This window comes from Achromobacter insuavis, assembly GCF_902859645.1.
Lineage (GTDB): Bacteria > Pseudomonadota > Gammaproteobacteria > Burkholderiales > Burkholderiaceae_B > Achromobacter > Achromobacter insuavis.
On sequence record NZ_CADIJR010000017.1, the window covers coordinates 49157 to 69336 of the forward strand.

General features: G+C 67.4%; 20 protein-coding genes and 1 pseudogene. 19 read left to right on the forward strand and 2 right to left on the reverse strand.

The window, feature by feature from the left end:
- Positions 1 to 51: 51 nt before the first annotated feature.
- Positions 52 to 228, forward strand: a complete 177-nt coding sequence (locus tag H0523_RS11875; protein WP_156333531.1) for a hypothetical protein — start codon at positions 52 to 54, stop codon at positions 226 to 228.
- Between the two features lie 246 nt (positions 229 to 474).
- Here the strand turns inward: H0523_RS11875 and H0523_RS11880 are convergent, their stop codons facing one another.
- Positions 475 to 1353, reverse strand: coding sequence for a DUF4272 domain-containing protein (locus H0523_RS11880; protein WP_054428901.1), 879 nt, complete (start codon positions 1351 to 1353; stop codon positions 475 to 477).
- A gap of 316 nt (positions 1354 to 1669) precedes the next feature.
- Here H0523_RS11880 and H0523_RS11885 point away from each other — a divergent pair, with 316 nt between their 5' ends.
- The 4 genes from H0523_RS11885 (at position 1670) to H0523_RS11900 (ending at position 5977) form a co-directional block, all read left to right on the forward strand.
- Positions 1670 to 2344, forward strand: coding sequence for a lysozyme inhibitor LprI family protein (locus H0523_RS11885; protein ID WP_054428902.1), 675 nt, complete (start codon positions 1670 to 1672; stop codon positions 2342 to 2344).
- A gap of 488 nt (positions 2345 to 2832) precedes the next feature.
- On the forward strand, positions 2833 to 3120 hold the full coding sequence (gene groES / locus H0523_RS11890) for a co-chaperone GroES (RefSeq protein ID WP_006221616.1): 288 nt from the start codon (positions 2833 to 2835) through the stop codon (positions 3118 to 3120).
- Between the two features lie 37 nt (positions 3121 to 3157).
- Positions 3158 to 4798, forward strand: coding sequence for a chaperonin GroEL (groL, locus tag H0523_RS11895; RefSeq protein ID WP_006391317.1), 1641 nt, complete (start codon positions 3158 to 3160; stop codon positions 4796 to 4798).
- Positions 4799 to 4999: 201 nt separating this feature from the next.
- Positions 5000 to 5977 carry a YihY/virulence factor BrkB family protein gene (locus H0523_RS11900; RefSeq protein ID WP_054428903.1) on the forward strand — a complete coding sequence of 326 codons (978 nt, stop codon included), beginning with the start codon at positions 5000 to 5002 and terminating at the stop codon, positions 5975 to 5977.
- 47 nt (positions 5978 to 6024) lie between these two features.
- Here the strand turns inward: H0523_RS11900 and H0523_RS11905 are convergent, their stop codons facing one another.
- Positions 6025 to 6510 carry a MarR family winged helix-turn-helix transcriptional regulator gene (locus tag H0523_RS11905; RefSeq protein ID WP_054428904.1) on the reverse strand — a complete coding sequence of 162 codons (486 nt, stop codon included), beginning with the start codon at positions 6508 to 6510 and terminating at the stop codon, positions 6025 to 6027.
- A 123-nt stretch (positions 6511 to 6633) separates the two neighbouring features.
- On the opposite strand from H0523_RS11905, the gene H0523_RS11910 reads away from it, so the two are divergent.
- From H0523_RS11910 to H0523_RS11970, 14 genes and pseudogenes are all read left to right on the forward strand, one after another.
- Entirely contained in the window at positions 6634 to 7167 is a 534-nt protein-coding gene (locus H0523_RS11910) for a sigma-70 family RNA polymerase sigma factor (RefSeq protein ID WP_054428905.1), read from the forward strand.
- Positions 7157 to 8152, forward strand: a complete 996-nt coding sequence (locus H0523_RS11915) for a FecR family protein (protein WP_054428906.1) — start codon at positions 7157 to 7159, stop codon at positions 8150 to 8152. The genes H0523_RS11910 and H0523_RS11915 overlap by 11 nt, the downstream gene beginning before the upstream one ends.
- A gap of 109 nt (positions 8153 to 8261) precedes the next feature.
- Positions 8262 to 10646: a TonB-dependent siderophore receptor gene (locus H0523_RS11920; protein WP_156349961.1), complete on the forward strand. Its 2385-nt coding sequence runs from the start codon at positions 8262 to 8264 to the stop codon at positions 10644 to 10646.
- A gap of 134 nt (positions 10647 to 10780) precedes the next feature.
- Positions 10781 to 12238 carry a 2-hydroxymuconic semialdehyde dehydrogenase gene (locus tag H0523_RS11925; RefSeq protein ID WP_054428908.1) on the forward strand — a complete coding sequence of 486 codons (1458 nt, stop codon included), beginning with the start codon at positions 10781 to 10783 and terminating at the stop codon, positions 12236 to 12238.
- 26 nt (positions 12239 to 12264) lie between these two features.
- Positions 12265 to 12696 (forward strand): RidA family protein, encoded by a 432-nt coding sequence (locus H0523_RS11930; RefSeq protein WP_054429255.1) that lies wholly within the window; start codon positions 12265 to 12267, stop codon positions 12694 to 12696.
- Positions 12697 to 12713: 17 nt separating this feature from the next.
- Positions 12714 to 13757, forward strand: coding sequence for a LysR substrate-binding domain-containing protein (locus H0523_RS11935; protein WP_054428909.1), 1044 nt, complete (start codon positions 12714 to 12716; stop codon positions 13755 to 13757).
- Between the two features lie 152 nt (positions 13758 to 13909).
- Positions 13910 to 14461 carry a 3-hydroxyanthranilate 3,4-dioxygenase gene (locus tag H0523_RS11940; protein ID WP_054428910.1) on the forward strand — a complete coding sequence of 184 codons (552 nt, stop codon included), beginning with the start codon at positions 13910 to 13912 and terminating at the stop codon, positions 14459 to 14461.
- A gap of 28 nt (positions 14462 to 14489) precedes the next feature.
- Entirely contained in the window at positions 14490 to 15491 is a 1002-nt protein-coding gene (locus H0523_RS11945; RefSeq protein WP_054428911.1) for an amidohydrolase family protein, read from the forward strand.
- Positions 15492 to 15541: 50 nt separating this feature from the next.
- On the forward strand, positions 15542 to 16717 hold the full coding sequence (locus H0523_RS11950) for an ABC transporter substrate-binding protein (protein ID WP_054428912.1): 1176 nt from the start codon (positions 15542 to 15544) through the stop codon (positions 16715 to 16717).
- A 35-nt stretch (positions 16718 to 16752) separates the two neighbouring features.
- A complete protein-coding gene (locus H0523_RS11955) occupies positions 16753 to 17673 on the forward strand; it encodes a branched-chain amino acid ABC transporter permease (RefSeq protein WP_049076096.1) in 921 nt (306 codons plus the stop codon).
- A gap of 19 nt (positions 17674 to 17692) precedes the next feature.
- On the forward strand, positions 17693 to 18679 hold the full coding sequence (locus H0523_RS11960; protein WP_054428913.1) for a branched-chain amino acid ABC transporter permease: 987 nt from the start codon (positions 17693 to 17695) through the stop codon (positions 18677 to 18679).
- 62 nt (positions 18680 to 18741) lie between these two features.
- Positions 18742 to 19188 (forward strand): annotated as a pseudogene (locus H0523_RS32455) (ABC transporter ATP-binding protein); the annotation flags it as partial.
- A gap of 99 nt (positions 19189 to 19287) precedes the next feature.
- Entirely contained in the window at positions 19288 to 19455 is a 168-nt protein-coding gene (locus tag H0523_RS32460; RefSeq protein WP_369817049.1) for an ABC transporter ATP-binding protein C-terminal domain-containing protein, read from the forward strand.
- Positions 19452 to 20162, forward strand: coding sequence for an ABC transporter ATP-binding protein (locus H0523_RS11970; protein WP_054428915.1), 711 nt, complete (start codon positions 19452 to 19454; stop codon positions 20160 to 20162). Before H0523_RS32460 ends, H0523_RS11970 begins: the two co-directional genes overlap by 4 nt.
- The last annotated feature ends 18 nt before the right edge of the window (positions 20163 to 20180 follow it).

Sequence of the window (20180 nt, forward strand, 5' to 3'; positions counted from 1 at the left end):
CCGCGCCCGATGTGCCTGGATGCGCAGAGGCCGGCCCACAGGTCGTAAACAATGCTGCTGAAGCAGCGTTTTGAGGAAATGATGAATTTTTGGGTCCCCGTAATCTTCGGTACGTTCAAGCTCCTCGTGTTGGGCACGGGCATGTTCCTCGCCATCAAGTCGCATTACGACGGAGAAAAGAAGGACAAGGAAAAGCAGAAGGCGCAAGAGGAGACGAAGGCTCCGTAGTGGAGAGCTGGATGCTGCCGGGGACGTCCCGATCGAGACGCTCGATGCGGCCATCATGCGCGAACGTCATTGACGGAATGGAATTTGATGCGGATACACGCTAGCCCCCCGCAATGGCAGTCGGCATCTGGGCGGAAGCGCGCTTTCTAGGCGGATGGAGAAACTGGACGAACAGTTCTGCGAAGCGGCAGCATGAGACCGTCCATTGCGTTGAAGAGGATAACGATTGTAAGTCGCTGCGGGACGTCAGGTATTTACAGGCACGTCGTCCCACGACTCGCCGTAGCCCACCATCCAGCTCAATGCATAGCGGCGCTCCGTGACCACGCCAGCGTCCAGGTGGGCGGGGGTGGGTCGACCGCGCAGTTGTGCGTCGTGCACGTGCCAGTGCTCATCCTGCAGTCGGTGTTCCTCGTCCGCCACCTCATCGAGTGACCGCAGACACGCATTGGCGACGAAGTCGGCCGGAGCGGCTTTGGCCACTTGCACCAGCGGGATCGCCCAGATGTCCGCACGCTGGCAAGACGGCGGCAGCTCAGGCATGCCGCCCAGGGCCCACGCCAGCGGCACGATGGCCTCGGCGCGCCAACTGAAATTCACAAGGTCCTGATGCGCAGGCCGCTGCGCTTGTCCCAGGTAGAGGGCTTCTGCCGGGGAAAGCAATGCGATGACATCGTTTTGCTCGGCCCAGGCAATGCCTTCCACCGCAACGTCTTCACGTTCATCGGCACGCCACACCACGGCGATCAATGCCAGCAGTCGCTGCGCCACTTGCTCTGCGGTGCGGAACTCCGGTTCACGCCATTGACTCACTGGCGGCGGGCTCAACAGATTCCGCAACGATTTCTCGATGATCAGGTCGCGTTCATCGGGCCTCTTCTGGCAGACGGAGAAGAGAATGAAAAGAGGCCATCGCCACTTGCGGCCCGCGCCGTCCGTCCACACGATCCGTGAGTGCGTTGGGTCGCCGTACCAAACGCCCCGGACGCGAGGGCGGCGGGCATCGGGCACATGCCGGCCCACGGCCAGCAGACAATCCTTGCTGAACGCGATCAAGTCATTCTTGATGGCGTTCCGTTCGTTCTGCCGATCCCACCAGCGACGGAAAATATTGGGGGTTCTCATCGTGCGAACTGTAGTTGCCTATCTGAATGGCCAGTCCCGCCATCACGCATAGTAATCATCTTTCCGACCTGTGCTGCTCCACGAACATAGCCTCTGCGCCTGAACAAGATAGAAGGCCGCATCACCCTCCTGTTCACACAATTGCTACTTTTCAAATTGAGCGACCAAATTTCCAGGTTTGTTGAACTTCTACAGGAGATGTATTGTGCTGTACGCAAGATACCATCGACATACAACCTGAGAAGTTAGGATCATGACCCAGCCGCATTCAACACGCCCACCCGCTTACGCACGGAAGACACGGTATGCACATGCGATGAAGCTGCTCTTTACGTTGGGCCTTGCAACGCTATGGACTGGCGCCCAAGCCGCCAGTTTTGATTGCAACAAGGCCGTGAGCGCTACGGAAAGGTTGATCTGCAGCGATGCCGAGACATCCGCGCTGGATGGAAAATTGCACGGGGCCTATGAAACGGCACTCGCCGCAACCGATGCCTATGGCAAGAAAGAGTTGGCCAAAGAACAGCGCAACTGGATTAAATACGCTCGTGACATTTGCCAAGACAGCGCCTGCCTGCGGCAAGCATACACAACCCGCATCGCTATGCTGGCGCGTAATGAGAAACATATTGCCAATGGCGAGGTGTACTCAGACTGCAAGCTGCCGGGCAACCAAACCGAATGCGTTAATGTTGTGCCGATTCGCGATCCCAACTCCCGTGTTGAATCGTTCAACCAATCGTTGGCGCAGCAGAAGCAAAGCGGCCGAATCATCGGTTGTAGCCAGCTGGTTGACCTACCGGTTGGCGTCGCTGGGGGTAATCACAGTTTTGGCGGCTCCTGCGTATTGCAGGAAGGTACGCAGCGCAAGAACGTGAGGATCTGCAACGACGATATGTTCGGGCATTTCCAAGTAGAGCCGTCCACGCCACAAGATGTCTCAGACAAGCGCTTGGTCGACTTTACTTACGCGCAATGCTATGGCGGTTGATGGTAAGCCCCCGGGCCTATCCGTGATTTTGTGTGCGAGGCATATCATGAGGACTAAGGATCATGGATATGCCGATGACGAAGATACGCACAGCAGCCGCCCAGGCGGCGGCCCGTGGGCCGCTGCCTGAAGTACCGGCCGAGGCTGCCTGAGAAACGGCGCGTCACCCTGAACTTGACGCAGGAAATCGGACCTCCAGAGGCGAAATCCGGCTGGAGGCCGTGCCAGTCCTTGCATATCGAAGATTCTCGATTCCCAAACCGGATGACGTAAATCCCAAGTTGGGTGAATTTCGACACCTGATATTAGGGACGAATGCTTCCGCACAAATTCCAGGATCCCCCCCTGGCCATATGTAACAGCGGCCTGCCCCCCCCTTGAACCCCGCGACATCATCCCTATAATTAGCACTCGACTCCGGTGAGTGCTAACAGTCCTCCCGGGCCTAACCGATCATTCACTTTCTTCTTTAGTAACAGGAGTTCCTCATGGCCTTGCGTCCCCTGGGCGATCGCGTGATCGTCAAACGCCTCGAAAACGAGCGTAAGACTGCGTCGGGCATCGTCATCCCCGACAGCGCCGCTGAAAAGCCTGACCAAGGTGAAGTCGTGGCCGTCGGCCCCGGCAAGAAGACCGAAGACGGCAAGATCCTGCCGGTCGACCTGAAGGCTGGCGACAAGGTTCTGTTCGGCAAGTACGCCGGCCAGTCCGTCAAGGTTGACGGCGAAGAACTGCTCGTCATCCGCGAGGACGAAATCCTCGCCGTGGTCCAGTAAACCCTGCCTCAAACGAATTTTCGAAGGAAGCTAACAAATGGCTGCCAAGCAAGTACTGTTCGGTGACGACGCCCGCGTGCGCATCGTCCGTGGCGTGAATGTCCTCGCCAACGCCGTCAAGACCACCCTGGGCCCCAAGGGTCGCAACGTCGTGCTGGAGCGCTCGTTCGGCGCCCCGACCGTGACCAAGGACGGCGTCTCCGTCGCCAAGGAAATCGAACTGAAGGACAAGTTCGAGAACATCGGCGCCCAGCTGGTCAAGGACGTCGCCTCCAAGACCTCCGACAACGCCGGTGACGGCACCACCACCGCCACCGTGCTGGCCCAGGCCATCGTTCAGGAAGGCCTGAAGTACGTTGCCGCCGGTTTCAACCCGATCGACCTGAAGCGCGGCATCGACAAGGCCGTCGCCGCCGCCGTCGCCGAGCTGAAGAAGCAATCCAAGCCGGTCACGACCAGCAAGGAAATCGCCCAGGTTGGCTCGATCTCGGCCAACAGCGACTCCTCGATCGGCCAGATCATCGCTGACGCGATGGACAAGGTCGGCAAGGAAGGCGTCATCACCGTCGAAGACGGCAAGTCGCTGGAAAACGAGCTGGACGTCGTCGAAGGCATGCAATTCGACCGCGGCTACCTGTCGCCCTACTTCATCAACAGCCCGGAAAAGCAAGTCGCCGCGCTGGAAGACCCGTTCGTCCTGATCTTCGACAAGAAGATCAGCAACATCCGTGACCTGCTGCCGGTGCTGGAACAAGTCGCCAAGTCGAGCCGTCCGCTGCTGATCATCGCCGAAGACGTCGAGGGCGAAGCCCTGGCGACCCTGGTGGTCAACAACATCCGTGGCATCCTGAAGACCACCGCCGTCAAGGCGCCTGGCTTCGGCGACCGCCGCAAGGCCATGCTGGAAGACATCGCCATCCTGACGGGCGGCACGGTGATCTCCGAAGAAACCGGCATGTCGCTGGAAAAGGCCGGCCTGGCTGAACTGGGCCAAGCCAAGCGCATCGAAGTGGGCAAGGAAAACACCACGATCATCGACGGCGCTGGCGACAGCAAGTCGATCGAAGCGCGCGTCAAGCAGATCCGCATCCAGATCGAAGAAGCCACGTCCGACTACGACCGTGAAAAGCTGCAAGAACGCGTGGCCAAGCTGGCCGGCGGCGTTGCCGTGATTCGCGTTGGCGCTGCCACCGAAGTCGAAATGAAGGAAAAGAAGGCTCGCGTCGAAGACGCCCTGCACGCCACGCGCGCTGCGGTGGAAGAAGGCGTTGTGGCCGGCGGCGGCGTGGCTCTGCTGCGCGCCAAGCAAGCCATCTCCGACCTGAAGGGCGACACGCCTGACCAGAACGCCGGCATCAAGCTGATCCTGCGTGCCGTCGAAGAACCCCTGCGCACCATCGTCACCAACGCCGGCGAAGAAGCCAGCGTGGTGGTCAACACCGTGCTGCAAGGCAAGGGCAACTACGGCTACAACGCCGCGACCGGCGAGTACACCGACCTGGTCGAGCAAGGCGTGCTGGATCCCACCAAGGTGACCCGCACCGCCCTGCAGAACGCCGCCTCCGTCGCCAGCCTGCTGCTGACCGCCGAAGCCGCCGTTGTGGAACTGGCCGAAGACAAGCCCGCTGCCCCGGCCATGCCCGGCGGCATGGGCGGCATGGGCGGCATGGACTTCTAAGTCCCGCTTCCCCTGCAAGGCCTCCCCGGCTCCGGCCGGGGAACGCAGTACCCCGAAAGACCCCCGGACCTTCGCCCCGGGGGTTTTTCTTTTTGTGGACCGGCCATCGCACCAGGCCTCGGAACGTTTGCCAACAAGTTCATGGTTTCGCGCCGGCGCATGCGTCCCTACAATGAAGGCTCCCTAGCCCGAGCCAGCCCCATGCGCCTTCCCAATAGCCTGCGTGCCCTGCGTCCGTCGGAGATCGGCGGCCTGTTGATGGATTCCGCCAACCAGTGGTCGACCCATCGCGCCTCCAGCAAGGGCGCGGCGCTGGCCTTGTACATGGTGTTCTCGCTGGCGCCGATGCTGATCCTGGTGATCGCGGTGGCCGGCGCTTTCTTCGGCGAGGACGCGGTGCGTTCGGAGCTGTTCGCGTCGCTGCGCGACCTGACCGGCGAGCGCGGCGCCGAGGTGATCCAGACGGTGCTGGCCAGCGCCCATGAATCGGGCGGCGGCTGGATCGCGGCGCTGATCTCGATCTTCGTGCTGATCTTCAGCGCCACCACGGCCTTCGCCGAGCTCAAGGCCAGCCTGGACGACCTGTGGGAGGTGTCCGGCAACCAGAAGGGCGGCATCCAGGGCATGGTGCGCAGCCGCATGCTGTCGTTCGGCCTGGTGCTGGTGCTGGCGCTGTTCCTGCTGATTTCATTGACCGTGAACGCGGGCCTGGGCGCCGCGCGCAAGTACTACGGCGACCTGTGGACGGCGTCGGCCTTCGCCACGGCGGCCGACTGGGCGTCGAGCCTGTTTTCGTTCTCGGTGGTGGTGGCGCTGTTCGCGGTGATCTTCAAGCTGCTGCCGAGCGCGCGGATCTCCTGGCGCGACGTGATTCCCGGCGCCATCGTCACGGCGGCGCTGTTCCTGGTGGGCAAGTGGGGCATCGGCGTGTACCTGAGCCGGGGCGCGGCGGTGTCGGCCTACGGCGCGGCCGGGTCGCTGATCGCGTTGCTGCTGTGGATCTATTACTCGGCGCAGATCTTCTTTTTCGGGGCGGTGTTCACGCGGCAGTTCGCGCTGCGCTTCGGCCGCGCGGCTCAGCCCAAGGCGCCCGCGGCCTCCACGGCGTCGAGTCCGGATTCGGCGCCGGCCGCGCCGGCATCCGCTCCCCCGGCATCACCGCCGTCGGACAGGCCTTAACCAGGCGCCGCCTCCTCCGATCCGCCAGGCGCGGGCCTTTCCCGCCCTCACGGCGCCTCGGACGATTCCAGCCCCGCCATCAGGCGCAGGCAGCGCAGGAACACGGGCCGCAGTTCCTCCGGGATCGGCGCCAGCACCTGCGCCTCCACCTGCGCATCACGCGGCAGCACCCGCGCCAGCAGCGCCATGCCCTCGTCCGTGATCTCCAGCGCATAGGCGCGGCCGTCCTCGGCCGAGCGCGTGCGCCGCACATAGCCCTTGGCGGTCATGCGGGCGATCATTTCGGCGAAGGAATTGCGGTCCAGCGCGATCAGTTCGGCGATGCGGCTCTGGGTCGCGCCCGGATTCTGGTGGACGGTGATCAGCAGGGCCTTCTGGCGCGGCGTCAGGTCCTCGTCCGGAAAGGCCTGCGCGAACAGCGCCTCGGCCCGGAAGTGGGCGCGGCGCAGCAGGTGCGAAGCCACCTGGGTCAGGTCGAATTGCTGAAGGGCCCGGGCGCTGGCCGGGCGGACGGATCGGGCGGGAGGAGTCATCGGGGATCCACGGAGTCGGCCCGCCGATTGTAGTGGGCCGGGAACCCTCGGGGCTGGCGCTGCCGGCGAAGGCACGTACAATCCGCAGGGTGATAACGATTCTCACTTCCTGATATATCCACCATGTCCGGACCGAACGTCCTGCCGGCCTTCCACAGTCTTTATGCGGCGCATCACGGCTGGTTGCGCGCCTGGCTGCTGCGCAAGCTGAAATGCCGTTTCCACGCCGAGGACATTGCCCACGACGCGTTCCTGCGCCTGCTGCGGCGTGGCGGCCTGGAAACTGCGGACCAGCCGCGCGCCCTGCTCGCCACCACGGCGAACCGGCTGGTGATCGATGAACGGCGCCGCCGGGACATCGAACAGGCCTACCTGGCGCTGCACGCCGAGCAGCACGCAATGGCCACGGAGGCCTCAGCCGAACAGGTCGCCATGGCCGTGCAGGCCCTGGCGGCGATCAGCCAGGCCATCGAGCGCCTGCCGCACAATGCGGCGCAGGCCTTTCTCATGAGCCTGTACGACGGCATGTCCCAACATGACATCGCGCGGGTCCTGCGGGTGTCGGAACGCTCGGTCAAGCTGTACATCGCCCAGGCCTTGCTGGCCTGCCACGACGTGCTGGCCGACTCGGCCCCACTCAGCGGCCATGCTGTTTGACGAGGCCGCCGGCCCGTCCGGCGAAGCGGCACTGCCTCGCGCCGCGCTGGAACAGGCGGCGCATTGGCACAGCGTGATGGACGGGGCTCCGAGCGCCGAAGAGACCCGCGCGTTCGAGCAATGGCGCGCCGCCCACCCCGATCACGAGCGCGCCTGGCAACGCATGCAGGCGCTGTGGGGCCTGCTGGCTGCGCCGGCTCGACAAGCTCCTGGGCCCCGCTTGAGCGCCCTGCTGCACGAAACCCGCGCGCGGCGCCGCAAGCGTCGCGGCCCGGCCGTGCGCGCGGCGGCGTTCGCCCTGGCCGCGTTGGCGCCTGCGTGGTGGGCCCTGCATGCCCAACTGCCGTGGCTGGCCGCCGACCTGCGCAGTGGCGTGGGCGAACACCGCACGATCGAACTGAGCGACGGCAGCCGCCTGACGCTCAACACCGACAGCGCAGTCGACATCGTCTATAGCGCACAGGAACGCCGCATCGTACTTCGGCAGGGCGAGATCCTGGCGGAAGTGGCACCGGGCCAGGCCAGCCGGCCCTTCGTCGTCGACACCCGCGACGGCAGCGCCACGGCGCTGGGCACGCGCTACATTGTCCGCCTGCTGCCCGATGCCACCCGCGTGACGGTGACCGAATCACACGTCAAGGCGTGTCCTGCGCGGCCCGGCGCAGCCTGCCAGGATGCCGCGGCCGGCCAGACGCTCGACATCCGTCCCGACGCGGTCGGCCCGCCGCGGACCGCCCCGCGCGATGCCGAGGCCTGGACCCAGGGCCGCCTGTCGGTCAGCGATACGCCCTTGCCGCAGGTGCTCGACGAACTGGCGCGCCACCGCCGCGGCCTGCTGCTTTACGACGCGCGGGCGCTGGCCGACTTGCGGGTGTCGGCGGTGCTGCCGCTGGACGGCGACGCCGCACTGGCGTCGCTGCAGGAGAACCTGCCCATCCGCGTGCGCCACTACGGCCCCTGGGTGCAGCGGATCGAACGCCGCTAGCGCGGGCGACAACCGGATATCGGTATTCCGAACAAAGTTGTAACCGCCATTTCCCTTTTTGACGCGTGGCTCGTCATCTCCTCCATGCACAACCGCATGGAGCATTGCGATGTACCCGAGACGATTGCGCCGGTCGCTGGCCGGCCTGACCCTGTTGCTGCAGACGGTGGCCCATGCTGCCGGCGAGGCGCCGATTCCGGCCGGACCGCTGGACGACGCGCTGGGCGCCTATGCCCAGCGCCACGGACTGGTGATTTCCTACGATGCCGCGCTGACGCGCGGCCTGCGCAGCCCGGGCCTGCCGGCGCCGACGGGCTCCGATGCGGACCTGTCCGGCCTGCTGCAAGGCACCGGCCTGTCGGCGCGCCGTAACGCCGAAGGCCGGTTGCAGGTCTTCCGCACGCCTGCGCCGGGCGCGGTGGAACTGGCGCCGATCACGGTGCCGGGCCTGCGCGAATCCGCGTTCGGACCGGTGGACGGACTGGTCGCCACCCGCAGCGCCTCCGGCTCCAAGACCGATGCCGCGCTGCTGGAAACCCCGCAGGCCATCAACGTCGTCAGCCGCGCCGAGATGGATCGTCGACCGGTTCGCAGCACCGCCGAGGCGCTGGCCTACACCCCCGGCGTCAATGCCGCCTGGGCGGGCTATGACGTGCGCTTCGACGTGATCCAGTTGCGCGGCTTCAACGCCAACTACGCCACATACCAGGACGGCTTGCGCACCGCCACCGGCGAATACGTGATTCCCCGGCTCAACCCGTACGGCGCCGAACGCATCGAAGTGCTCAAGGGGCCGGCCTCGGTCCTCTACGGCCAGAATACGCCGGGCGGCCTGGTCAACTACGTCACCAAGGCGCCGCCCGATGCGCGCCAGGGCGAGGTCCAGCTCGAAGGCGGCAACAACGGCCACAAGCAAGGCGCCTTCGACCTGGGCGGCCCGCTGAACGAGGCGGCGACGCTGCGCTACCGGCTGACCGGGCTGTATCGCGATGCCGACGCCTCGCTCGACCATGTGTCCGAGACCAACCGCTATATCGCCCCGGCCTTCACCTGGGCGCCGAATGCCGACACCAGCTTCACCCTGCGCCTGCAATACCAGCGCGACCGCGTGGATGGCTGGACCGGTTATTTCCTGCCGGCCGAGGGCACGCTGTACGACAACCCGAACGGCGGCCTGAAGCGTTCGCGCTTTCCGGGCGAACCGGGCGTGGATCGCTGGGACGTGGAACAACGCTCGGTCGGATACCGCCTGGATCATCGCCTGGACTCGACCTGGAAGGTCAGCCAGAACCTGCGCTACGCCGAGATCGACTTCAGCGCCCGCAACAGTTTCCTGAACGGCTTCCTCGACGCCGACAGGCGGCTGGTTGATCGCAGCTATGTCGGCTGGAAGGAACAGGTCTACGCCTTCTCCGTCGACAACCAAGTGCAGGCCGATTTCGACACCGGCCCGCTGTCGCACACCGTGCTGGCCGGGCTGGACCTGCGCCGCACCAACAACGGCTACCGCTTCTACATGGGGTCTCTGGGTCCGCTGGACCTGTACCGCCCCGTCTATGGCCAACGGCCGCAGGACATCGCCGAATACACCAACACCCGCACCCGCGCCACGCAGATCGGCTACTACCTGCAGGACCAGATCCGCGCGGGCCAATGGGCCTTCACCGGCGGCGTGCGCCACGACCACGCCTGGAATCGCAAGCAGGGCATCAACTTCGGCAGCGACGCGGCCAATGCCCAGGACGACACGGCCTGGACCGGACGCGCCGGCGTGGTCTACCTGGCGCGTAACGGCCTGGCGCCCTATATCAGTTATTCAACGTCGTTCGACCCCGCCATCGGCGCGACCCGCTCCGGCACGCCGTTCAAGCCGACCAAGGGCGAGCAGTACGAAGCGGGTATCAAGTACGAGCCGCCCGGCCAGAAGGCCTTGATCACCCTGTCCGTGTTCCAGCTGACGCAGAAGAACGTGATCGCCACCGATCCGGCCAACCCCGCCTTCAGCGTGCAGACGGGCGAAGCGCGCGTGCGCGGTCTGGAACTGGAAGGCAAGGCGGAACTGGGTGGCGGCTGGAACGTGATCGCCTCCTATGGCTACAGCCAGGGCGAAGTCACCCGCAACACGCCCGATGCGATGGGCATCAACACCGAGGGCAACGCGCTGCAGAATCTGCCACGCCACCAGGCCGCGCTGTGGGCCGACCACCGCTTTGGTGGCATCGCCCAGGGCCTGAGCGCCGGCCTGGGGGTGCGCTATCGCGGCAGCACCTATGGCGATGCCAACAACACCCTCGCGATGAAACCGGTGACGTTGGTGGACGCGCGCCTGGCCTACGACCTGGGCGCGCTGGACCCGTCGTTCAAAGGCTTGGCCGTTGCCCTGTCCGCCACCAACCTGTTCGACCGCCGCTACGTGGCCAGTTGCGGCAGCACGACATCGTGCTACTGGGGCCAGGAGCGCCAGGTGTACGGCACGCTGAGCTACCGCTGGTAATGCCGCGCGATCCCGGCAGCCGGCCCGCGGGGGCTGGCCCCGAGGGTTGCCCCCATTGACTTGCGCTCGGCCGCTGCCTACTATCGCCCAATATCGTACGTATACGTACTTAATTTGGCACGAGAAGACAGGCCATGACGATCCGCCAGCTGCGCAACTACATCGACGGCCGCTTCGAAGACGGCGCGTCCACCTTCGACAAACACAGTCCGGTGGATCACGCGCTGATCGCCCAGGCGCACGAAGCCAGCCGCGAGCAGGTCGACCGGGCCGTCGCCGCCGCCCATCGCGCCCTGCCCGCCTGGGCCGCGCTGCCGGTGGTCCAGCGCACCGACCACCTGCTGGCGCTGGCCGACGGCATCAACCGCCGCTTCGATGATTTCCTGCAGGCCGAGATCGGCGACACCGGCAAGCCGGTGTCCTGGGCCGGCCAGATCGACATTCCGCGCGGCGCCGCCAACTTCCGCGCCTTCGCCGAGCTGGCGCGCACGCTGGACATGGAAAGCTACATGACCGACACGCCCGACGGCCGCCAGGCGCTGAACTACGCCTACCGCAAGCCGCTGGGCGTGGTCGGCGTGATCTCGCCGTGGAACCTGCCGCTGCTGCTGCTGACCTGGAAGGTGGCGCCGGCGCTGGCGTTCGGCAACACCGTCATCATGAAGCCGTCGGAGGTCACGCCCTCCACCGCCACGCTGCTGGCCGAGGTCGCGCACGACACGGGTCTTCCGCCCGGCGTGCTGAACCTGACGCATGGCTTCGGGCCGGGCTCGGCGGGCGAGTTCATCACCACGCATCCGGACATCGACGGCATCACCTTCACCGGCGAATCGGCCACCGGCGCGGCCATCATGCGCGCCGTGGCGCCGGGCGTGAAGCCGGTGTCGTTCGAGCTGGGCGGCAAGAACGCGGCGCTGGTGTTCGCCGACGCCGATTTCGAGGCGGCGGTCGACGGCACCGCGCGCTCGGTGTTCGCCAACTGCGGCCAGGTCTGCCTGTGCACCGAACGCGTGTACGTGCAGCGCCCGATCTACGAACGCTTCGTCGCCGCGCTGGCCGAGCACGCGCGGGCGCTGCGCATCGGCTGGCCCGATGATGCCGACACCGGCATGGGGCCGCTGGTGTCGCGCGAACACCGGGACAAGGTGCTGTCGTATTTCGCCCTGGCGCGCGAGGAAGGCGCGACGGTCGTCACCGGCGGCGGCGTGCCGGTGTTCGGCGATGCGCGCGACGCCGGCGCCTACGTGCAGCCGACCATCTGGACCGGCCTGCCCGAGAGCGCGCGCTGCATCAAGGAAGAAGTGTTCGGCCCGGTCTGCCACGTGGCGCCGTTCGACACCGAGGAAGAGGCCATCCGCCTGGCCAACGACACCCGCTACGGCCTGGCCGCCGCCGTCTGGACCCGGGACCTGACCCGCGGCCACCGCGTCGCGCAGGCCATGAAGGTGGGGCTGGCCTGGGTCAACTGCTGGTTCCTGCGCGACCTGCGCACGCCGTTCGGCGGCAGCGGCCTGTCCGGCATCGGCCGCGAAGGCGGCCGCCATTCGCTGCATTTCTACACCGAACCCACCAACGTCTGCATCAAGCTGTGAGCCACAGCGCCTTCAAGGACACCGCCATGACCCAATCCTCCACCCGCGCCACCGTCGTCGCCGGCAAGGCCACGCCGCGCGGCAAGTATCCCCACATCAAGCGCGCCGGCGACTTCCTGTTCGTCTCCGGCACCAGCTCGCGCCTGCCCGACAACCGCATCGCCGGCGCCGAGGTCGACGCCATGGGCACCACCACGCTCGACATCCGGGCGCAGACGCGCGCGGTGATCGAGAACATCCGCGACATCCTGGCCAGCGCCGGCGCGGACCTGGCGGACGTGGTCGAGATCAGTACTTTCCTGGTCAACATGAACGACTTCGGTGGCTACAATCAGGTCTACGGCGAGTTCTTCGACGCCGATGGGCCGGCACGCACCACCGTGGCGGTGCATCAGTTGCCGCACCCGCAATTGCTGATTGAGATCAAGGCGGTCGCCTACAAGCCGCTGGCGCGCTGACCGGCACCCGCGCGGCCATGGCGCCAGACCGCCTCCCGGCTTTTCCCTCGGAACAGGATCGCCGCCCCGGCCGCCGCGCCGGGACGGCCGCGCGCATGTCGAACTTCCGCATCACGCCCAACGCGCTCAGCCACAAACTGAAGCTGCACCAGCTGCAGATCTTCGAACGCGTGCTGGCGCGCCGCTCGCTGTCGCGCGCCGCCAGCGAAATGCACCTGACCCAGCCCACCGTCACCAAGGCCATCCACGACCTGGAAGCGTTCTTCGGCGCGACGCTGTTCGAGCGCTCCAACCGCGGCGTCACGCCGACCGAACTGGCGCTGGTGCTGGGCCGCCGCGTGCACGCCATGATGGCCGAGATCCGCTACATGGCCGACGACATCGACGCGGTGCTGGGCGGCGCCAGCGGCCACGTGGTGGTGGGCACGCTGATCGCGGCCTCGGCCAAGCTGCTGCCCGAGGCCATCGCGAGGCTGATGACCGAGCACCCCGGCATCCAGGTCACGGTGCGCGAGGGGCCGTCGGCGCAGTTGCTGCCGGCGCTGGCCACCGGCGACGTCGACATCGTGGTGGGCCGCCTGCCGGGCGCCGACATGGCGTCGATCTCGGGCGTCGCCGTCGACCACCACAAGCTCTACCGCGAGGACCTGTGCCTGGTGGCCGGCGCGCGCCACCCGCTGGCGGGCGCCGCGCGCGTGACGCTGGCCGAGCTGGCCGACCACATCTGGATCCTGCCCGCGCCCACCTCGCCGCTGCGCGCCTCGATCGAGCGCAGCTTCTTCGATGCCGGCGTGCGGCTGCCCACGCGCCACGTCGAATCGCTGTCGCTGCTGACCAATATCGGCATCCTGATGCACAGCGACGCGCTGGCCCTGATGCCCTACGACGCCGCGGCCCAGTTCCTGGCCATGGGCGTGCTGACGCGCCTGCCCACCGACGCCTTCGGCGCGTTCGGCGACGTCGGCTATTCGATCCGCGCCGACCGGCCGTTGACGCCGGCCTGCCTGCGGCTGGTCGACTACCTGAAACAGATCGCGGCGCAGCGCCCCGCCAGCGCCTGAGCGCCGACCACGGCATCCGGGATATCCCGTTCAGGGAAACCCCGCGATAGATACCCCGCATATCCAACCGCGCAATTTCTATTGTGCCGCGGCCCCTTCCCCCGCCTAGACTTGCCTTCAGCGAAGTCCGCAAGCGCCTCCCGGAGACCGTCATGCCCGCCTATGGCCCGCCCCTGAATTTCCAGCGTTGGATCCAGGACCATGCCCACCTGCTGCAACCGCCGGTGGGCAACCAGCAGATCTGGCAGGACGCCGATTTCATCGTCACCGTGGTCGGCGGCCCCAACCTGCGCACCGACTACCACGACGATCCGCTGGAAGAGTTCTTCTACCAGGTGCGCGGCAACGCCTGGCTGTCGCTGTGGATCGACGGCAAGCCCGAACGGGTCGACCTGAAGGAAGGCGACATCTTCCTGTTGCCGCCGCATGTGCGCCATTCGCCGCAACGCCCCGAGACCGGCAGCGCCTGTCTGGTGATCGAGCGCCAGCGCCCGCAGGGACTGCTGGACGGCTTCGAATGGTATTGCCCGCATTGCGGCCACCTGGTGCACCGCGTCGAGGTGCAGTTGAAGAGCATCGTCACCGACCTGCCGCCGCTGTTCCAGGCCTTCTACGCCAGCGAGGAAAAGCGCACCTGCCCCGGCTGCGGCGCGATCCACCCCGGCAAGGCGCAGGCCCCCGCCGCGCAGCCGTCGCCCGCCTGACGCCCCCAACCTGTCATCCGCCCTCTTTATGACCCTGAAAATCGATATGCACGCGCACTTCTTCCCGCCCATCACGCGGCAGGAAGCGGCCGCGCTGGACCCGGTGGACGCGCCCTGGCTGCGGCGCGACGGCGATGGCTCGACCGGCCAGATCATGGCCGGCGACCGCCCCTTCCGCCCGGTCGATGCCACGTTGTGGGACCCGGCCCTGCGCATTGCACAGATGGACCGCCACGGCGTCGACCTGCAGATCCTGTGCGCCACGCCGGTGATGTTCGGCTACACCTATCCCGCGCAGGCCGCGGCCGACTGGGCCGCGCGCATGAACGACCTGGCGCTGGAACATTGCGCCTTCGCGCCCGGCCGCCTCAAGGCGCTGGCGCAGGTGCCGCTGCAGGACCTGGAGCTGGCCTGCCGCGAGGCCTCGCGCGCCCGCGCCGCCGGCCACCTGGGCGTGCAGATCGGCAACCACGTCGGCCCGCGCGACCTGGACGACGACACGCTGGTGCAGTTCCTGGTGCATTGCGCCAACGACGGCATCCCGGTGCTGGTGCACCCCTGGGACATGATGACCGACGGCCGCATGAAGCGCTGGATGCTGCCGTGGCTGGTCGCCATGCCCGCCGAAACCCAGCTGGGCATCCTGTCGCTGATCCTGTCCGGCGCGTTCGAGCGCATTCCGCGCAGCCTGAAGCTGTGCTTCGCCCACGGCGGCGGCAGCTTCGCCTTCCTGCTGGGGCGCGTGGACAACGCCTGGCGCCACCGCGACATCGTGCGCCAGGACTGTCCGCAGCCGCCCTCGTCGTACACCGACCGCTTCTACGTCGACAGCGCCGTGTTCGATCCGCGCTCGCTGCGGCTGTTGATCGACGTGATGGGCGAGGACCGCGTGCTGCTCGGTTCCGACTATCCGTATCCGCTGGGCGAGCAGGAGGTCGGCCGGCTGGTGTCGAATTCCGACCTGCTGCCCGCGGTGCAGCACAAGATCCTGTCGGCCAACACACAGACGTTCTTCGGGCTGGACCGCTGAGCCGCCCGCCAACCATGACCGTGAGACACGGCAACGCAAGGGGATTCACCATGAAACGCATCCATCTGCTGGCCGCCGCCGCGGCCGTCGCCCTGGCGCCCGGCGCCGCCGCCTGGGCCGATGTGAAGATCGGCCTGTTAACCACCCTGACCGGGCCCGGCTCGGTGCTGGGGCAGGACCAGCTCGACGGCTTCATGTTGGCCGTCGAACAGGGCGGCGGCAAGCTCGGCGGCGTGCCGGTGCAGGTCATCAAGGAAGACGACCAGTTCAAGCCCGAGGTCGGCGTGCAGGCCGCGCGCAAGCTGGTGCAGAGCGACAAGGTGCCGATCATCACCGGCGTGGTGTATTCCAACGTGATGCTGGCGGTGGCGCGGCCGGTCACCGGCGCCGGCGTGTTCCTGGTGGGCTCGAACGCCGGCCCCACCAACCTGGCCGGCAAGGACTGTTCGCCGTTCTTCTTCTCGACCTCGTGGAACAACACCCAGCGCCACGAAGGCAGCGGCGAGATGGCCAACCAGATGGGCTTCAAGAAGGTCTACCTGCTGGCGCCCAACTACCAGGCCGGCAAGGACGCCATGGCCGGCTTCAAGCGCTTCTTCAAGGGCGAGGTGGTCAACGAGGTCTTCACCCAGGTCAACCAGCCCGACTACTCGGTCGAGCTGGCGGCGCTGGCCGATGCCAAGCCCGATGCCGCCTATGTGTTCTTTCCCGGCGGCATGGGCGTGAACTTCATCAAGCAGTACCGCCAGGCCGGCCTGTTCGACAAGATCCCGCTGCTGTCGGTCGACACCATCGACGGCGCCACCCTGCCCGCGCTGCAGAAGGACGCGCTCGGCGCGGTCACCAACGTGCCGTACTCGCCCGACCTGGACAACGCCGCCAACAAGGACTTCGCCGCCGCCTTCCGCCAGAAGTACGGCCGCGAGCCGTCCAGCTACGCGGCCCAGTCGTGGGACGCGGCGCAGCTGATCGGCTCGGCGCTCAAGCGCACCGGCGGCAAGACCGACGACAAGGAAGCCTTGCGCAAGGCGCTGGAGGCGGCCGATTTCCAGTCGGTGCGCGGCGAATTCCGCTACCAGCCGAACCACTTCCCGGCGGCCGGCTTCTTCCGCGCCGACGTGGCGGCGGGCGCGGACGGCAAGGTCGGCTTCGTCAACAAGGGCCCGATCTTCGCCGACCTGTCCAAGGTCTCGGATCAGTACGCCGCCCAGTGCGCCATGAAATGACGCCGGCCTGCCGGGCAAGAACGAGGTAAGGCGCCATGTCCGCGACATTGCTGCTGGTGCAGGCCCTGAACGGCCTGCAGCTGGGTATCCTGCTTTTCCTGCTGGCCGCCGGCCTGACGCTGGTGTTCGGCATCATGAACTTCATCAACCTGGCGCACGGCTCGCTGTACATGATGGGCGCCTTCATCGCGGCCACCGTGTTCCGCCACAGCGGCTCGTTCCTGCTGGCCGCGGCCGCCGTGGTGGCGGGCATGGCGCTGCTGGGCCTGCTGCTGGACCGCATCGCGCTGGCGCGGCTGTATCCGCGCGAGCACCTGGACCAGGTGCTCGCCACCTTCGGTTTCATCCTGTTCTTCAACGAGCTGACCCGCATCATCTGGGGCCCGGCGCCCATCAGCATGGGCCTGCCATCGTGGCTGTCGGGCACCATCGATCTGCTCGGCGTCACCTACCCGCTGTACCGCTTTCTCATCATCGTGGCCGGGCTGGCGGTGGCGGCGGGCTGCTACGCGCTGATCCACCGCACGCGGCTGGGCATGCTGATCCGCGCCGGCTCCACCGACCGCATGATGGTGGGCGCGCTGGGCGTGAACATCGCGCGCCTGAACACGTTGCTGTTCGTGCTGGGCGCGGTGCTGGCCGGCGTGGCCGGCCTGATGGCCGGGCCGATCCTGTCGGCGCAGACCGGCATGGGCGAACCGATCCTGATCCTGACGCTGGTGGTGATCGTCATCGGTGGCATCGGCTCGGTGCGCGGCGCCTTCCTGGCGGCGCTGATGGTGGGGCTGGTCGACACGCTCGGCCGCGCGCTGCTGCCGGCCTTGCTGCGCGCCGCGCTGCCGCCGGCCGCCGCCAACGCGGCCGGCCCGGCGATCGCCTCGATGCTGATCTACATCGTCATGGCGCTGGTGCTGGCGCTGCGGCCGCAGGGCCTGTTTCCCGTGCGGCACGGATAGCGCCCAAGGAGGCCCCGACATGCTTCGACTCTCTCCCCGCACGCTCGCCGCCGGCGCGCTGTTGCTGCTCCTGGCGCTGGTGCCGCTGTATGCGCAATGGCAGGGCGAACCGTTCCTGCTGGCGCTGTTCGGCCGCGTGCTGGTGTACGGCATCGCCGCGCTGGCGCTGAACCTGCTGCTGGGCTACGGCGGCATGGTCAGCTTCGGCCACGCGCTGTACCTGGGCCTGGGCGCCTATGCCGTCGGCGTGCTGAACCACTACGGCATCGAGAACGGCTGGCTGCACCTGCTGGCCGCGCTGGGCGCCTGCGCCGTGGTCGGCCTGGTGAGCGGCTACGTGGTGATGCGCACGTCCGGCATCGCCTTCATCATGATCACGCTGGCGTTCGCGCAGATGTTCTATTTCCTGGCCACGGGGCTGGAGGGCTTCGGCGGCGATGACGGCATGTCGCTGTTCGCCGGCAGCGACTTCGGCCTGTTCCGGCTCGATACGCCGCTGGCGCTGTACTACACCGCGTTCGGCGTGCTGCTGCTGGCGCTGGCCGCGCTGCACCGGCTGGTGCACGCGCCGTTCGGCATGGTCCTGCGCGGCTGCCAGGCCAACGAGCGGCGCATGCGCGCGCTGGGCTTCGCGACGCTGCGCTATCGCCTGGCGGCCTATGTGCTGTCGGCCATGGTGTGCGGCGTGGCCGGCGTGCTGCTGGCCAACCTGACGCTGTATGTGTCGCCCTCGTACCTGGCCTGGACCACCTCCGGCGAGCTGATCGTGATGGTGGCGCTGGGCGGACTGGGCACGGTGGTCGGCCCGGTTGCCGGGGCGCTGGCCTTCCTGTTGCTGGAGGAAGGCCTGAAGCTGCTGACCGACCATTGGATGCTGGTGATGGGCCTGCTGATCGTGGGCGTGGTGCTGGTGTCGCGCCGCGGCCTCTATGGCGGCCTGCCGGACGCGCCGCTGCGCCTGCGCGCCGCGCGTCCCCTGCCCCACCCCACCGGAGAACCGCGATGAGCGCGCTGCGCGTCGAACACCTGGTCAAGCGCTACGGCGGCCTGACCGTCACCGACGACCTGTCGCTGGACATCCGGCCGGGTGAACTGCATGCCGTGATCGGCCCCAACGGCGCCGGCAAGACCACGCTGATCGGCCAGTTGAGCGGCGAGCTGCGGCCCGACGGCGGCCGCGTGCTGCTCGATGGCGAGGACGTGACGCGCCTGCCGGTCGAACGGCGCGTGCGCCGCGGGCTGGCGCGCTCGTACCAGATCACCTCGGTGTTCAAGCCGTTCACCGCGCTGGAGAACGTGGCCATGGCGGTGCAGGCGCGGCGCGGCCACGGCTTCCGCTTCTGGCGGCCGCTGCTGGCCACGCCGGCGCTGCGCGAGCCGGCGCGGGAGGCGCTGGCGCTGGCAGGGCTCGACGCGCGCGCCGACACCCCCGCCGCCGCGCTGGCGCATGGCGAACTGCGGCAGCTGGAGCTGGCCATGGTGCTGGCCTGCCGGCCGACCCTGCTGCTGCTGGACGAACCCATGGCGGGCATGAGCCAGCACGAATCCGAGGCCATGACGCGGCTGCTGCAACAGCTGCGCGGGCAATACACCATCCTGCTGGTGGAGCACGACATGCAGGCGGTGTTCGCGCTCTCCGACCGCATCACGGTGCTGGTGTACGGCCGCGCGCTGGCCTGCGGCGACGCCGACCAGATCCGCAACGACCCGCAGGTGCGCGAGTGCTATCTGGGCAGCGAACGCGGCCACGCCGGCCGCCGCGCGCAGGGAGCGCCGGCATGAGCGCGCTGCTGTCGCTGCGCGGCGTGACCGCGCACTACGGGGCCAGCCAGGCGCTGTTCGGCATCGACCTGGATATCGGCCCGGGCGAGTTCGTGACGCTGCTGGGCCGCAACGGCATGGGCAAGTCGACCACGGTCAAGGCCATCATGGGCCTGAACCGCGCCAGCCGCGGCGCCATCACGTTCGACGGCGGCGACATCGCCGCCCTGCCGGCCTACAAGGTGGCGCAGTGCGGCATTGGCCTGGTGCCCGAGGGCCGGCACGTGTTCCCCAACCTGTCGGTGCGCGAGAACCTGGTGGCCACCGCGCACAACCGCCAGGGGCTGGCGCAGCCCTGGACCCTGGAACGCGTCTACGCGCTGTTCCCGCGCCTGGCCGAGCGCGCGCGCCACCTGGGGAGCCACCTGTCGGGCGGCGAGCAGCAGATGCTGGCCATCGGCCGCGCGCTGCTCACCAACCCGCGCCTGCTGATCCTGGACGAAGCCACGGAAGGCCTGGCGCCGGTGGTGCGCGAAGAGATCTGGCAGGCGCTGGAAAGCCTCAAGCGCACCGGGCTGGCGGTGCTGTGCATCGACAAGAACCTGGAGCCGCTGCTGGCCACCGCCGACCGCCACGCCATCATCGAGAAAGGCCGGGTGGCCTGGAGCGGCACCTCGCAGGCCTTCATCGACGACGAGCCGCGCCTGCTGCACTACCTGGGCGTGTAGCGCGGCGGCCGCCGGCGC